This window comes from Streptomyces sp. NPDC005303, assembly GCF_040607335.1.
Lineage (GTDB): Bacteria > Actinomycetota > Actinomycetes > Streptomycetales > Streptomycetaceae > Streptomyces.
This window is the reverse complement of sequence record NZ_JBEXGM010000010.1, coordinates 21,542-35,975: the sequence shown is the minus strand read 5'-3', so window position 1 is coordinate 35,975 and position 14,434 is coordinate 21,542. Positions and strand designations below refer to the sequence as shown.

Here is a 14,434-nt window from a genome sequence, read left to right as displayed (position 1 = left end):
CCGCACGTCACGGCTTCGTAAGACTCAGCGGCAGCGACACCGTGAACACCGTCGAGCCGGGCTCGCTGCGAAGCTCGATCGTGCCGCCGTGCGCACGGACCAGGGAGCTCGCCACCGCGAGGCCCAGTCCGCTGCCGCCCCGGTCCCGGCTGCGGGCCTTGTCGACGCGGTAGAAGCGGTCGAAGACCCGCTCCCGGTCGGCGGCCGGAATGCCGGGTCCGGTGTCCGCGATCCGTACCCGGGCGTGCCCGTCCCGCACCCGCACCCCGACCGACACCTCGGTGCCCGCCGGGGTGTGCACGGCCGCGTTGGTGAGGAGGTTGTCGAGGACCTGGCGCACGCGCTGCGGGTCGAGGCGCAGCTTCAGTGCCTGCGGGCCCTCCTCGACGGACAGCGGATGGTCCGGGTGGCTCGCGCGGAAGGCGTCGGCCGCGTGCTCCACCAGCTCCACCAGATCCACCTCGACGGGCCTGAGCGGGGTCTCCACCTCCGCCGCGTCCAGCCGGGCGAGCAGCAGCAGGTCGTCCAGGAGGAAACCCATGCGAGCCGCCTCGGCACGCAGCCGGGCCAGGTGCTTGTCGCGCTCCTCGGGGGCGTTGGCGGCGGCGTACTGGAAGAGGTCCGCGTAGCCCCGTACCGACATCAAAGGCGTGCGCAGCTCGTGCGAGGCGTCCGCGACGAACCGGCGCAGCCGCTGCTCGGCCTCCGCGCGGACCGCGAGCGAGTCGTCGATGTGCTCCAGCATGGTGTTGAACGCCGTCCGCAGCTCCTCGACCTCCGGACCGCCGCCCCGCTTGTCGGCGCGCAGCGGCAGCCGGGCGGCCGTCTCGGTGAGGTCGTGCAGGGCGATGCCGTGCGCGGTGTGCGCCATGTCGCTCAGCGGCTTGAGACCCCGCCGCAGCAGCTTGCGTCCGATCACCACGAGCGCGAGGAGGGCGAGCCCGAACGCGATCACCTGGACGGTGATCAGCCGCCGCACGGTGTCGTCGATGTCCGCCAACGGCGCGGCGCTGACCAGGACCACGCCCGGCTCGACCTCGCAGGCGCGCAGCCGGTAGTCGCCGACGCCGCCGATGTGCTCGGTGCGCACCAGCTCGGTGTGCGCGGCATTCTGCGCCCCGGCCAGGGCGGTGAAGTCGTCGACGTCCTCCGGCAGGTCGGCGGGGTCCTCGGGCTTGCGGAGCTCGGGGGTGCCGTCCGAGACGTCGTACACGGCGTAGAACCAGCTGTAGTACTTCTTGCCCGTGAGCGTGCCGTAGTCCGCGATGCTCTTGGACTGGGCGATCTGGGCCTGCGCCAGCTGGGTGTCGAGCTGGGCCGACAGATAGTCCCGCATGTACGTGGTCAGCGCGGTACCCACGACCGCGAACACCACCAGGGCGAGCGCCCCGAGGCCCAGCGCCAGCCGGGTGCCGAGCCGCATCCTCCGGTAAGCCGACCGCAGCCGCCGGATCACTCGGCCGCCTGCCGGATCACGTACCCGAAGCCCCGCACGGTGTGGATCAGCGGCTCGCCCGTGTCGTCCAGCTTGCGGCGCAACCGGCTGACGACCAGCTCGACGACGTTGGAGCGGCCGCCGAAGCCGTACTCCCACACATGGTCGAGGATCTGCGCCTTGGTGAGCACGGTCGGCGACTTGCGCATCAGGTACCGGAGCACCTCGTACTCGGTCGGGGTGAGCGTGAGCAGCTTGTCGCCGCGCCGCACCTCGCGGGTGTCCTCGTCCATCGTGAGATCCGCGACCCGCAGCACCGAGCGCTGGAAACCGGGCCCGGCGCTGCGCCGCAGCACGGTCCGCAGCCGGGCCATCAGCTCCTCCACCGCGAACGGCTTGACGAGGTAGTCGTCCCCGCCCCGGGTCAGTCCCGCCACCCGGTCGGCGACCGCGTCCCGGGCCGTGAGGAACACCACGGGCACCATCGTGCCCGAGCGCCGCAGCCGGTCCAGGACACCGAAGCCGTCGAGGTCGGGCAGCATCAGGTCGAGCACCACGATGTCCGGCCGGAACTCCGCGGCGCGGCTGAGCGCCTCCTCGCCGGAGTTGGCGGTGACCGCCTCCCAGCCCTCGTAGCGGGCGACCGTCGCCACGAGATCGGCGATCGGCGGGTCGTCGTCCACGACGAGGAGTCGTACTTTTTCCACCCGCTCATAGTGCTTCACAGCGGCCGGAAAGCGGGCGCCGGGTGGGCCCCGGGACCACATCGATAAGCTCTTGAAAGTTGTACGACAGCAGATCGACAGCTATCGCCGGGGAAGCTCGGTTACCCAGGCCCCGATCAAGGAGCTCCCTCCCGTGACGACCGTCCAATCGCCCCCTGCGCCCCCCACGGCGATCAAACGCCCCAGGGTGCTGGCCCGCACCGGGCTGTACGCGGTGCTGGCCGCCAACGCGGCCGTTGTCGCCTGGTTCTTCGCCCAGGCGGGCTTCGCCTCCAACGCGCTCATCGTGCTCGGCCGCCTCACCGGCCTGTACGCCGCGCTCATCATGGCCTTCCAGCTGGTCCTGGTGGCCCGGCTGCCCTGGCTCGACCGCCGCATCGGCATGGACCGGCTGACCTCCTGGCACCGCTGGACCGGCTTCGGCATCCTGTGGACGCTCCTCGCGCACGTCGTCTTCATCAGCTTCGGCTACGCCGAGGGGACGGACGTCGGCCCCATCGGCGAGATCGTCGACCTCGCCGAGACCACCGAGGGCGTGCTCCGCGCGGTCGTCGCGTTCTTCCTGATCCTCGTGGTCGGCGCGGTCTCGGCCCGCTACGCCCGGCGCCGCCTCGCCTACGAGACCTGGCACTTCATCCACCTGTACACCTACGTCGTCGTGGTGCTGGCCTTCACCCACCAGGTCTCCGTCGGCACCACCTTCACCTCCTCGTCCGTCGCCACGGCCTACTGGTACGGCGTCTGGGGCGTCGCGCTCGGCTCCGTGGTCCTCGGCCGCGCGGTGCTCCCGCTGTGGCGCAACTGGCGCCACCAGTTCCGCGTCACCGCCGTCGTCCCCGAGAGCGACAACGTCGTCTCGATCTACATCAGCGGCAAGGACCTCGACCAACTCCCCGCCCGCGCGGGACAGTTCTTCCTGTGGCGGTTCCTGACCGCGGACCGCTGGTGGCAGGCCAACCCCTTCTCCCTGTCCGCCGCCCCCGACGGCAGGACACTGCGCCTGACCGCCAAGGCGGCCGGCCAGGGCAGCGCCGCCCTCCGGCACGTCAAGGTCGGCACCCGCGTCTTCGCCGAGGGCCCCTACGGCGCCTTCACCGCGCTGCACCGCACCCGCCCCGAGTCCGTCCTCATCGCCGGCGGCGTCGGCGTCACCCCCATCCGGGCCCTCCTGGAGGAGGTGCAGGGTCACGCCGTCGTCATCTACCGCGTCGGCTCCGACCGGGACGCCGTCCTCTACGACGAGCTGCGCGACCTCGCGCTCGCCAAGGGCGCCGAACTCCACCTGGTCACCGGCCCGCCGGTGCCCGACAAGCTGGCGGCCGGTGAGCTGGCGCGTCTCGTGCCCGACATAGCCCACCGGGACGTCTTCCTGTGCGGGCCGCCCCCGATGATGAACGCGGTCCTGGGCAGCCTGCGCGAACTGGACGTGCCCAAGCCGCAGATCCACTTCGAGCGCTTCAGCCTGGCGGGATGAGGAAACGACCGTGAAACGAGCCATACCTGTCGTCGTCCTGAGCATCGCGGGCCTGGTCCCCGTGTGGCTCTACCAGCCGTCGAGCGGCACCTCCACCGTCCAGGCCACCACTCCGGCGCCCTCGACGTCCTCCTCGTCCTCGTCCTCCGGGCCGTCCGGCACGAACGTGGTCACGACCACGACGATCGACACGGAGAAGGGCCCTGTGCAGCTCCAGGTGACCTTCGCCGGTACGAAGATCACCGCCGTGAAGATGCTCAAGCAGCCCGACCACCCACAGACGACGGCCGCCGTGCCGAAGCTGGTCGCGGAGACCCTCCAGGCGCAGAGCGCGGACATCGACACCGTCTCCGGTGCCACGATCACCAGCGAGGCCTACAAGAAGTCCCTCCAGGCCGCGATCGACGACAACGCGAAGACGGCGTCGGCCTCGCCCTCGACGTCCGCTTCCGAGGCGTCTTCCCAGACCGTCGACGGTTCGGCCCTCAGCACGGAGAAGGGACCCGTGCAGGTCCAGGTGACCTTCGCCGGTACGAAGATCACCGCGGTGAAGATGCTCCAGCAGCCGAACCACCCGCAGACGACGGCCGCCGTGCCGGTGCTGGTGGCGGAGACGCTGAAGGCGCAGAGCGCGGACATCGACACCGTCTCCGGTGCCACGATCACCAGCGAGGCCTACAAGGAGTCCCTCCAGGCCGCGATCGACGCGAGGGGCTGAAGTACCGACCATGCTGCACCGCGTCGAACACGTCATGGGATTCCCGGTCTCGCTCCGGGTCGACGACGAGCACGTCCCCGAGGCCGCGGCGGACGGCGTCTTCGCGTGGCTGCACGAGGTCGACGCCCGGTTCAGCCCGTTCAAGGACGACAGCGAGGTGTCGCGGTACGACCGGGGCGAGCTGTCAGCGGACGAGCTGAGCACGGACCTGCGCGAGATCCTCGCCCTGTGCGAGCACTACCGGAAAGCCACCGGCGGCGCCTTCGACGTACGGCTGCCCGGCCGCCGTCTCGACCCCTGCGCGGTGGTCAAGGGCTGGTCGGTGCAGCGGGCGGCGGAGCTGTTGGCTTCGGCAGGCGCGACGCGGTTCGTCCTGAACGCCGGCGGTGACGTGGTCGCCGCCGGCGGTCCCTGGCGGGTGGGCGTACGGCACCCCGAGCACGCCGACAAGCTGTGCACGGTCCTCTCGCTCGACGCCGGGGCGGTCGCGACGTCCGCGCGCTATGAGCGGGGCGACCACATCATCGACGGCCGCACCGGACGTGCGGCGACGGGCCTGCTCAGCCTCACCGTCGTGGCCCCGACCCTCACGGAGGCCGACTCGGTCGCCACGGCGGCCTTCGCCCTGGGCCCCGAGGGCGTCGACTGGGCCGCCTCCCTGGCGGGCTGTGAGGTGTTCGCGGTGGACGCGGAGCGCCGGGTGCTGCGTACGCCGGACTTTCCGGCCGTGCCCTGACAGGACACGTCGCGAGGGCGGGCCGCCGGTTCTGTTCACCTGCGGCCCGCCCTCTGCGTGTCGTGCCGGTCAGCCGAGGCGGTACAAGCCGCTGTAGGTGGAGACCGCTGTGCCGTTCTTCTTGACCCAGGTGGAGATCTCGGAGTTCGAGGAGCCCTGGCCGCTGTCGCCGACGACGATGTAGTGCAGCTTGCCGGACTTCACGAGGCTCTTGAGCTTGGCGAGGGTCATGGCGTTGTCGGAGCCGGACCAGCCGCCCATGGAGATCACCGGCTCACCGGACTCCAGGATGATCGAGGAGGCGGTCTGGTCGGTGGCGACCGCGACCAGCCAGGTGGCGCCGTCCTGGTGCTGCTTCAGGTACGTGATCGTCGCGGAGGAGACCTGGGTGTCGCCCATGCCTCCGGCGGTACGGCCGGACGCGGACTGGCCCGTGGACCGGCTGCTGGAGCTGCTGGAGCCGCTCGGTGCACTGCCGCTCTTGCTCGTGCCGGTGCCACCGCCCGGGCCGCCGCTCCCACTGGGCCGCTGACCGCCGCCCATGCCGCCGCCCCCGCCCATCCCGCCGGTGCTCGGTCCGGCCGTCGGGTTGGTGCCGTTGGTGCTGGAGCCGACCGCCGACGCGGAGTACGCGGCGGGACCGGCGAGCAGGGCGACGACCGCCGCGAGGGCCGCGATGCCCGTCAGGCGCTGTCGCCCGGTGAACAGGCCGAGCAGCAGTCCGATCACCGCGACCGCACCCGCGACCCCGGCCACCACCTCTGCGACCGTGTAGATCGTCCCGGAGCCGGAGACCCGCTGGAGCAGGACGACCGCCCACACCGTGCCGGCCGCGATCGCCGTCGGCAGGACCCAGCCCCACTTCGCCGCCGAACCCTGCCGGAAGGCCCCGTACAGCATCACCGCGCCGATACCGGCCAGAGCAGCGACGCCGGGTGCCATGGCGGTGACGTAGTACGGGTGGAAGGTGCCCTCGGCGAGCGCGAAGGTCAGGTAGTGCAGGACGAACCAGCCGCCCCACAGCAGCAGCGCCGCCCGCTTGGCGTCCGTACGGGGAGCCCGGCCGCACAGCACCAGTCCGCCGATCAGGGCGATGATCGCGAAGGGGATCAGCCAGGAGATCTGGCCGCCCATGATGCTGTTGAACAACCGGTACAGGCCCGCCTCGCCGCCGAAACTCGCGCCGTTGCCCTGCGAGCCCACCGAGGAACTCGCCCCGAAGATCCGGCCGAAGCCGTTGTAGCCGATGACCAGGTCCCACACGGTGTTGTCGGTGGAGCCGCCGATGTACGGCCGGGAGGAGGCGGGGATGAGATCGACGACCACCATCCACCAGGCGCTGGAGACGACCAGGGCCACCGTGCCGACGGCGAGGTTGCGGATGCGCCTGCCCAGACCGGCCCGAGCGGCCCAGAGGTAGACGAGGAAGAAGACCGGCAGGACGACGTACGCCTGCATCATCTTGGTGTTGAACGCGAAGCCGATCGCGACCCCCGACCACACCAGCGGCAGCAAGCGTCCGGTGCGTACGGCCTTCATCAGCGCGGCGGCGCCGAGCAGCATCAGGAAGACCAGGACCGGGTCGGGATTGGTGTCCCGGTTGATGGCGACGGTGATGGGCGTGAGAGTGAGCGCGAGCGCCGCGATCGTGGCCGCGACGGCGCCGAAGTCCCGCTTGACCATGCGGTGCAGCAGGGCCACCGAGCCGGTGCCGAGCGCGACCATCGGCAGCATCAACTGCCAGGTGCCGTATCCGAGGGCCCGGGCGGACAGGCCCATCACCCAGAGGGCGAAGGGTGGCTTGTCGACCGTGATGAAGCTGCCGGAGTCCAGGGCCCCGAAGAAGAACGCCTTCCAGCTCTTGGTGCCGGAGTAGACGGCCGCGTCGTAGAAGGTGTTGCCGGTGATGGACGACAGGTTCCAGGCGTACAGCGCCGTGGCCAGCACCAGGATCGCCCAGAGGGCGGGGCGGGCCCAGCGCGGGTCCTCCGGGGCGCCGGTGAACAGTCTGCGCAGCCGGCTGCCCGCGGCGGGCGGCGCGGCCCGGTGCCGGCCGTCCTGGGTGGTCGGCGCGGGCGGTGGGGCGAGGGTCGTCATGGCACGTACTCCAGGTCTCCGAGCGGTGGTTGTCATGACCATCGAGCCCGGTCCTGGGCGATCCCTGTGGCTTCGCTGAACGAAGGATGAGAATCAGGGAACCCACAGGACACCCACAGCGCCCCGACACCGACCACGGTGACGTAACACAACCGGTCTAGACTCTGCCGGACGGCCTGCTGGACCGGCCGAATACGGACGACTTCTGCCAGACCCGAAGGGTATTCGGCGCTTTGATACGGATAGATTCAGTCACCAAGCGGTACCCGGACGGCACGGTGGCGGTCGACCGGCTCTCGTTGGAGATCCCCGACCGTTCCATCACGGTCCTCGTCGGTCCCTCGGGCTGCGGCAAGACGACGACCCTGCGCATGATCAACCGGATGGTCGAGCCCAGCGAGGGGACCATCCTGATCGACGGCAAGGACAGCAGGCAGCAGTCGGTCAACACGCTGCGCCGGTCCATGGGGTACGTCATCCAGAACGCCGGTCTCTTCCAGCACCGCACGATCGTCGACAACATCGCCACCGTGCCCCGGATGCTGGGTTGGGGCAAGGAGAAGGCGCGGGCCCGGGCCCGGGAGCTGATGGAGCGGGTCGGGCTCGACGGCTCGCTCGCCAAGCGGTACCCCTACCAGCTCTCCGGCGGACAGCAGCAGCGCGTCGGCGTGGCGCGGGCGCTCGCCGCCGATCCGCCGGTGCTGCTGATGGACGAGCCGTTCTCGGCCGTCGACCCCATCGTCCGTAAGGGGCTCCAGGACGAACTCCTGCGTATCCAGGACGAGTTGGGCAAGACCATCGTCTTCGTCACCCATGACATCGACGAGGCCGTCAAGATCGGCACGATGGTCGCCGTGATGCGCACCGGCGGCAAGCTCGCCCAGTACGCGCCGCCCGCCGAACTCCTCTCCAGCCCCGCCGACGCGTTCGTCGAGGACTTCCTCGGCACCGACCGGGGCATCCGGCGGCTCTCCTTCTTCCCCTCCGCGGGACTCGGGCTGCTCACCACGCCGGTCGTCGCGGTCGACGCCACCGCCGAGCAGATCGCCGCCCGCGGCACCGCCGACGCGCCCTATCTCCTCGTCACGGACGTGGACGGCAGGCCCCTCGGCTGGAGCGAGCCGGGAGACCTCACCGCGGGCAGTGTCGACCCGGCACGGCTGCTGCCGTACGGGCGGCCGTTCGTCGCCGGTAGCGACTCGCTGCGGGCCGCGCTCGACTGTGCCGTGCTCTCGCCCACCGGGTGGGCCGTCGGGGTCGACGCCGAGGGACGGGTGGCCGGCGTGGTCTCCCAGCAGGCCATCGGCGAGGCGATCCGCGGGGCGCACGCCGAGGGTCGTACGGACACCAAGGTCGGTCCATGAGCGGGTTCTTCGACATTCCGAGCGACCTCCAGCACAGTTGGCTGGGGCTGATCGGGCTGCACCTCAGGGAAGCCCTGCTGCCCGTCCTCGTGGGGCTGCTGATCGCCCTGCCGCTGTCCCAGCTGTGCGTGCGCTTCCGGTGGCTGTACCCGCCCGTGCTGTGGGTGACGACCGTGCTGTACGCCATCCCCTCGCTGGCCTTCTTCGTGGTCCTCATCGACTACACCGGCCAGACCGAACTCACGGTGATGATCCCGCTCACCGTCTACACGCTCGTCATCCTGGTCCCGGCGATCGTCGACGGCGTCCGTTCGGTGCCGCAGGAGACCCTCGCGGCCGCGACGGCGATGGGCTTCGGACCCGTACGCCGCTACCTCCAGGTCCAGTTGCCGATCGCCGTGCCCGCCATCATCGCGGGGCTGCGGGTGGCGACCGTGTCGAGTATCTCCCTCGTCAGCGTCGGCGCGCTCATCGGCAACCAGGGAGCGCTCGGCAACCTCATCAACGACGCCAACATCTACAACCGGCCCGAACTCGCGGTGAACGCCGTGGTGACCATGGCCGTCCTCGCGATCCTCGCCGACGGGCTGCTGGTCGCCGTACGACTGCTTCTGACGCCGTGGATGCCGAGCGGCGCGCGTGCGCGGCGCGCGCAGCGGCCCGAACCGGAGGTCGCCGCCCGGTGAACGTCCTCAACTTCATTAACGCCTTCTTCAGCGACAGCGCGCACTGGCAGGGCTACGACGGCATTCCCACGAGGCTGGGGGAGCACGTCCAGTACACCCTGGAGGCGCTCGCCATCGCCGCGGCGATCGGACTGCCGGTGGGCCTCGTCACCGGGCACTACGGGCGGGGCGGCAACGCGCTGGCCTTCATCGCCGTCGCCGGGCGGGCCGTGCCCACCTTCGGTCTGCTGGTGCTGATGACCCTGTCGCTCGGGTTCGGCCTGATCAACGTGATGATCCCGCTGGTCGTGCTCGCCGTGCCGCCGATCCTGGTCACCAGCTACGAGGCGATGCGGTCGGTGGACCCCGCTCCGGTGGACGCGGCCCGGGGGATGGGCATGCACGACGTGGAGGTGCTGTTCCGGGTCGAGCTTCCGGTCGCCCTTCCGCTCATCCTCGGCGGACTGCGGTCGGCGGCCATCCAGATCGTGTCGACCGCCACGATCGCCGCTTACGTCTCCCTGGGCGGGCTCGGGCGGTACATCGTGGACGGGCTCTACCAGCGCAACTACGAGAAGGTGGTGGGCGGCGCGACGCTGGTCGCCGCGCTGGCGCTGGTCACGCTCGCTCTGTTCTGGGGGATCACCAGGCTGACCGTGTCGCGTGGAGTGCTCAGGAGCAACTAGACGAAGGACCGGGGCAGCAGCCCCGGTCCTCGTCGTCATCCCCCCGTACGCTCCAAGGCCTGTTCGAGGACGACCAGCAGCGCGTCCCTCACCGAACCGCGCTCCCTCGCGTCGAACACGATCACCGGGACCCGGTCGTTGACGTCGAGGGCCCAGCGGACCTCGTCCAGAGTGTGTTCGACCCTGCCGTCGAAGGCGTTGACGGCGACCGCGAACGGGATCTGCTTGTGCTCGAAGTAGTCGACCGCGGCGTAGCAGTCGTCCAGGCGGCGGGTGTCGACGATGACGAGTCCGCCCACCGCGCCCTCGACGATGTCGTCCCACATGAACCCGAAGCGCTCCTGGCCCGGCGTGCCGAACAGGTACAGCTTCAGGGTCGGGTCGACGGTGATGCAGCCGAAGTCCATCGCGACCGTCGTCGTGGTCTTGCGCGGGGTGTGGCTGAGATCGTCCACCCCGGCGGCGACCTCGGTGATGGCGGCCTCGGTGGTCAGCGGCTCGATCTCGGAGATCGAGCCGACCGCGGTGGTCTTGCCCACCCCGAAGCCGCCCGCGATCACCATTTTGACCGGCAACGGCGGTCGTACGGCGGCGGAGGGCGCGGCCGAGGGCCGGGTGGCCGGTTCAGTCGGTGTCACGGAGTACCCCTCGGGAGTCGGGGATGGCACGCAGGCCGTCGATGAGCCTGCGCAGGACGGAGGCGTCGTGGGTGACGTCGGTGTCGGGCACGTGCACCGTCAGCTGACCGGCCGTGCGCAGGTCCTCGGCGAGGATCCTGACCACGTTCAGGTGCAGCCGCAGCCGGGCCGCTATCTCCGCGATGGACTGCGGGATGCGGCACGCGGCGACGATGTCGTGCTGTTCGAAGGCGAGCCGGTCGAGCACGGCGAGCCCCTCGGCGGTGGCCACCACCTGGGTCTCGACGGGCATCGTCCGGCCGGACGGATCGGGTGCCACCCGGCCGGCGGTGACGAGGAACGGCCGTACGGCGGGCGCGGGACCGCCCGGCTCCGGGTTCGGAGGCGTGCTGCCGTCCGCCATGACTGCGCTTCCTCCTCGGTCAGCGCTTCGACACGGTGCCGACGCTGTTCTTCAGTTCGAGTACGAGCTGGGGGCTGAGCGCGGCACCGGCGCGGTTCGCGAACAGCGTCATCTCGTACGCGATGTTGCCGAGCTTGGCCTCCTTGTCGGTGACGACGCCGAGCACGGCGCCGCTGCCGATCGCGGAGACCAGGACGTGGCCGCCCTCCAGGTCGATGATGACCTTGTTGAGGCCGCCGAGTCCGTAGTTGCCGGAGGCTCCGGCGGCCAGGCTCGTGATGCCGGAGACGATCGCGGCGAGGCGTTCGGAGTCCGCGTGCTCGCGCAGCTCCGAGACGGCTATGAGCAGCCCGTCCGAGGACACGGCGATGGCGTCGACGACGCCTGCCGTCTCCGTCGCGAAACGGTTCAGCAGCCAGGTGAAGTCGGCTGCGGCGGCCTGCAGGTCGGCGGGCGTGGTGCCTTCCGTAGGCGTGTCACCTGTGGACGTGCTCACTGCTCCGCTCCTTCCGGGGAGTGGTTCTGATCGTGCGGGGGGTTGGATGCGGTCGGGTGGGTTTCCACGTCGTTGCCGAGTACGGGTCTGGTGTGGCTGCCGGTCTCGCTGTCCCGGTGGGCGCGCTCCACGGCCGCCTCGAACTCGTCGAGCGCGTCGCGTACGGCCTCGGCGTCGGCGGGCGGAAGCGGGGCCTTCTTCGCTACGGCGTCGGCACCGACGGTGGTCCGCAGGGTGGCGCCGCGCACTCGGCGGCGCAGCGGGCGGGCCGCGTCGCCTCCGTCGCCGTTCCCGGGTGCTTCGCCGGTGCGGGCCTTCGGAATGAACGGGGGTGGGGCCGTGGACGCCGCGTCCGGGTCGGCGGCGGTCGGGTCGGCGGCGGTTGTGTCGCGGTGGGGGACCCGGCGGGGGAGAGGGGCGTGATCGCCGTCGCCGGAAGCGGTTCCCGTGACGCCGGGCTCGGTGGCCGCGGTACTCCGGGCGGGCGGGGCGGCGGCTGCCTCCTGGCCGGACTCGGGCCGTACGGCCGTAGGAGCTGTCACTCGGACCGGAGCCGGGGCCGGTGTCGGGTCCGGGCCGGTGTCCGACGCCCAAGCGGGTATCGGGCGCGTGCCAGGGGCCGCCGCCGAGACCGTACGGGAATCCGCCGTCGTACCCGACACCGCGCCGGAGTCCGCGCCCGCGGCGACCGCCATCGGGCTCATCGCCAGTAGGAGGGCGGAGGGGATGGTCACCTCGGCCGTCACGCCGCCGCCCGGTGTGCGGGAGAGGACCACGCTCACCTCCCAGCGGCGCGCCAGGGTGCCGACCACGAACAGGCCGAGCACCTTCGTCGGGACGAGGTCGAGGCGCTCGCGGCGGATGAGGCGGGCGTTCTCCTCCTGCAGGCGCTCGGCGCTCATGCCCAGACCGTGGTCGGAGATCACGATCAGCGCACCCTCGTGGCTGTCCTTGACGATCACCTCGACGGGGCTGCCGGCGGGCGAGAACGACACGGCGTTCTCGACGAGTTCGGCCACCATCAGGGTGAGGTCGCCGATGATGTCCGGCTCGACCATCACCTCCGTGCCGGCCTGGAGGGAGACCCGCCGGAAGCCCTCGATCTGGCCGAGCGCGGCGCGGACGACGTTGGTGAGGGCGAGCGGCCCGGAGCCGAGACCGGTCTCGCGGATGCCCGCGAGCAGCATCAGGCTGTCGGCGTTGCGGCGCAGCCGGACCGCGATGTGGTCGATGCTGTAGAGGCGTTCCAGGAGCGCCGGATCGGTCTCGCCGCGCTCGACCGCGTCGATCAGGGCCAGCTGCCGGGTGGTCAAGTTGCTGACCCGGCGGCCCACGTTGCCGAACATCTCGGCGACATTGCGGCGGCTGAGCACCTGGCGTTCGAGGAGCGCGAGCGACGTGGTCTGCACCTGGTTGAACACGTCGGCGAGGTCGCCGATCTCGTCCTTCGCGGTGACCGGCATCTCCTGGAGCCGCGGCGGACCGTCGTCCTCGGTGTCGTCGTCGGCCACGCGGGCGAGCTCACGGCCCGCCACCTCGGCGACCTGCTTGGCGGCACCGGTGAGCGCCTGCACCGGGCGCACCACCGAGCGCCGTACGGCGACCGAGAAGGCGAGCCAGAGCACGAAGCCGAGCAGCGCCGAGCCGAGCAGCCAGGCCGCGTTCGAGCGCGCGTCCCGGGAGGCGGTGTCGGCGCGGTCGGCGATCTGGTCGATGAGCGAGGTGGTGGTCTTCAGCCGGGTCCGGGCCTGGGCGCGGTAGTCCGGGTAGGAGTCGAGCGCCGTCTGGAAGGCGTTCTTGATCTCGGCCGGGCTCTCCGCCTGGAGCGCGCCGGGGTCGATCTGGAGCTCGGCGTACTGCCGGGCGATCGTCGCCTGGGCGCTGTTGTGCTCGATGTCGCCGAGTTCCTCGGTCTGCTCCGGCGTGGCGAACCGGCCGAAGCGCTCGACCTGGTGGGTGTACTCGTCGTAGGAGCCGATCGCGCCGATCAGTTCGATGAGGGCGTTGGAGTCACCGGTCGTCGCGGAGAAGACGCCCGTCTCGAAGGAGCCGTGCGCGGCGTCGGCGCGCAGCAGCGAGTCGAGCAGGTTGCCGGTGAAGGTGGCGGCGAGGGCCGGGTCGCGGTCCAGCCCGAGGCCGTCGATCAGGCCCTTTGCGGCGTCGCTGTAGGCCGGGTCGATGTTGTCGGCGGGCAGGTAGGACCTCTCGATGGTGTTGCGCAGGTCCTCCAGGCCGTTGACCTCGCGAAGGGCCTTGGCCTCCTCCGTGGGCAGCCGGTCGCCGAAGGCCGCGTGGACCTTCTCGACCTGGTTGTTCACGCGGATCTGGGCCTCGCGATAGGCGGACCGCGAGGGGGTGGCGCCGTCCCAGCTGGCCTGGTGGCGCACGGAGAGCAGGACGGCCTGCTGGTGCTCGGCCTCCAACTGCCCGACCAGCTTGGCCACTTGCGCACTGTCCCGCACCAGCTGGGCCGCGTCCGACGCGTCCTGTGACTGGCCGACCTGATCGGCGAAGAGATAGGCCAGCAGTACGGCGACCACCGCGAGGGGCACACCCACCAGGATGTTCAGCTTGCGCCGGAACGGCCAGCGCTCGGCGAAGTCCCGCAGGCCCCGGTTGCCGCGTGCACCGTCCCGGTACGGCGGCGGTGCCGACCGGGTGGACGCGTCCACCTCGTTCGTGGACACCAGCCCTCCTTCATGGGTGTCTCGGCCGGTGCGCGGGAGCGCTCCTGGCCGGTTCTGATCACTACGGGACGGTGCGTAGGGACACCTGAGTGGCTCCCGCACGCCTGTGTGACCGGCGCCAACTTCGGCGAGACTACAGCCTCTTCGGACAGCGCTTGTTGCCACCCTGAGTCAAGAATCCGTTACAACCTGACCCACGCTCCGCGTGCCGGTTTCGCGCTTCCTTCACAACCGACTACGGGTTGACACCAATTGTGACCAGGTTGGTCTTGACTGAGCCAGAACAGGCTGGATTGGATCAGTGCAAGGG

The 14,434-nt window shown here is 70.9% G+C and carries 13 protein-coding genes; 6 read left to right on the top strand and 7 right to left on the bottom strand.

The features are described from left to right. Positions 1-7 precede the first annotated feature (7 nt). Together ABZT93_RS16955 and ABZT93_RS16950 are read right to left on the bottom strand one after the other, a co-directional pair. On the bottom strand, positions 8-1,456 hold the full coding sequence (locus tag ABZT93_RS16955; RefSeq protein WP_356104923.1) for a HAMP domain-containing sensor histidine kinase: 1,449 nt from the start codon (positions 1,454-1,456) through the stop codon (positions 8-10). Further along, complete coding sequence (locus ABZT93_RS16950) at positions 1,453-2,142, bottom strand: response regulator transcription factor (protein ID WP_329268591.1); 690 nt, start codon at positions 2,140-2,142, stop codon at positions 1,453-1,455. The genes ABZT93_RS16955 and ABZT93_RS16950 overlap by 4 nt, the downstream gene beginning before the upstream one ends. 151 nt (positions 2,143-2,293) lie before the next feature. Here ABZT93_RS16950 and ABZT93_RS16945 point away from each other — a divergent pair, with 151 nt between their 5' ends. The 3 genes from ABZT93_RS16945 to ABZT93_RS16935 are packed head-to-tail and all read left to right on the top strand — an operon-like array spanning position 2,294 to position 5,088. After that, complete coding sequence (locus tag ABZT93_RS16945) at positions 2,294-3,634, top strand: ferredoxin reductase family protein (protein ID WP_356104920.1); 1,341 nt, start codon at positions 2,294-2,296, stop codon at positions 3,632-3,634. A 10-nt stretch (positions 3,635-3,644) separates the two neighbouring features. Continuing rightward, complete coding sequence (locus tag ABZT93_RS16940; RefSeq protein ID WP_356104917.1) at positions 3,645-4,352, top strand: FMN-binding protein; 708 nt, start codon at positions 3,645-3,647, stop codon at positions 4,350-4,352. Positions 4,353-4,362: 10 nt separating this feature from the next. Continuing rightward, positions 4,363-5,088: an FAD:protein FMN transferase gene (locus ABZT93_RS16935; RefSeq protein WP_356104914.1), complete on the top strand. Its 726-nt coding sequence runs from the start codon at positions 4,363-4,365 to the stop codon at positions 5,086-5,088. 69 nt (positions 5,089-5,157) lie between these two features. Here ABZT93_RS16935 and ABZT93_RS16930 read toward each other — a convergent pair whose 3' ends face one another. Then, the gene (locus ABZT93_RS16930; RefSeq protein WP_356104911.1) at positions 5,158-7,185 is read right to left on the bottom strand and encodes a glycosyltransferase family 39 protein; all 2,028 of its coding nucleotides are present in this window, start codon (positions 7,183-7,185) and stop codon (positions 5,158-5,160) included. Between the two features lie 233 nt (positions 7,186-7,418). Here ABZT93_RS16930 and ABZT93_RS16925 point away from each other — a divergent pair, with 233 nt between their 5' ends. Genes ABZT93_RS16925 through ABZT93_RS16915 form a run of 3 tightly spaced genes read left to right on the top strand, consistent with a single transcriptional unit; the run spans position 7,419 to position 9,900 of the window. Beyond that, positions 7,419-8,549 (top strand): ABC transporter ATP-binding protein, encoded by a 1,131-nt coding sequence (locus ABZT93_RS16925; protein WP_356104908.1) that lies wholly within the window; start codon positions 7,419-7,421, stop codon positions 8,547-8,549. Continuing rightward, complete coding sequence (locus tag ABZT93_RS16920; RefSeq protein ID WP_356104904.1) at positions 8,546-9,235, top strand: ABC transporter permease subunit; 690 nt, start codon at positions 8,546-8,548, stop codon at positions 9,233-9,235. Before ABZT93_RS16925 ends, ABZT93_RS16920 begins: the two co-directional genes overlap by 4 nt. Continuing rightward, positions 9,232-9,900 (top strand): ABC transporter permease, encoded by a 669-nt coding sequence (locus tag ABZT93_RS16915; RefSeq protein WP_356104901.1) that lies wholly within the window; start codon positions 9,232-9,234, stop codon positions 9,898-9,900. The genes ABZT93_RS16920 and ABZT93_RS16915 overlap by 4 nt, the downstream gene beginning before the upstream one ends. A 35-nt stretch (positions 9,901-9,935) precedes the next feature. Here the strand turns inward: ABZT93_RS16915 and ABZT93_RS16910 are convergent, their stop codons facing one another. Genes ABZT93_RS16910 through ABZT93_RS16895 form a run of 4 tightly spaced genes read right to left on the bottom strand, consistent with a single transcriptional unit; the run spans position 9,936 to position 14,124 of the window. Then, positions 9,936-10,538, bottom strand: a complete 603-nt coding sequence (locus ABZT93_RS16910; protein ID WP_280848704.1) for an ATP/GTP-binding protein — start codon at positions 10,536-10,538, stop codon at positions 9,936-9,938. After that, the gene (locus ABZT93_RS16905) at positions 10,525-10,941 is read right to left on the bottom strand and encodes a DUF742 domain-containing protein (protein ID WP_355734981.1); all 417 of its coding nucleotides are present in this window, start codon (positions 10,939-10,941) and stop codon (positions 10,525-10,527) included. Before ABZT93_RS16905 ends, ABZT93_RS16910 begins: the two co-directional genes overlap by 14 nt. Before the next feature lie 19 nt (positions 10,942-10,960). Beyond that, on the bottom strand, positions 10,961-11,437 hold the full coding sequence (locus ABZT93_RS16900) for a roadblock/LC7 domain-containing protein (RefSeq protein ID WP_356104897.1): 477 nt from the start codon (positions 11,435-11,437) through the stop codon (positions 10,961-10,963). After that, entirely contained in the window at positions 11,434-14,124 is a 2,691-nt protein-coding gene (locus ABZT93_RS16895) for an ATP-binding protein (RefSeq protein ID WP_356104894.1), read from the bottom strand. Before ABZT93_RS16895 ends, ABZT93_RS16900 begins: the two co-directional genes overlap by 4 nt. Positions 14,125-14,434 lie beyond the last annotated feature (310 nt).

Excerpts from the sequence above, each read along its gene's own strand:
- ABZT93_RS16905 (WP_355734981.1), bottom strand. The coding sequence starts at position 10,941 with ATGGCGGACGGCAGCACGCCTCCGAACCCGGAGCCGGGCGGTCCCGCG.
- ABZT93_RS16930 (WP_356104911.1), bottom strand. The coding sequence starts at position 7,185 with ATGACGACCCTCGCCCCACCGCCCGCGCCGACCACCCAGGACGGCCGG.
- ABZT93_RS16935 (WP_356104914.1), top strand. The coding sequence starts at position 4,363 with ATGCTGCACCGCGTCGAACACGTCATGGGATTCCCGGTCTCGCTCCGG.
- ABZT93_RS16920 (WP_356104904.1), top strand. The coding sequence starts at position 8,546 with ATGAGCGGGTTCTTCGACATTCCGAGCGACCTCCAGCACAGTTGGCTG.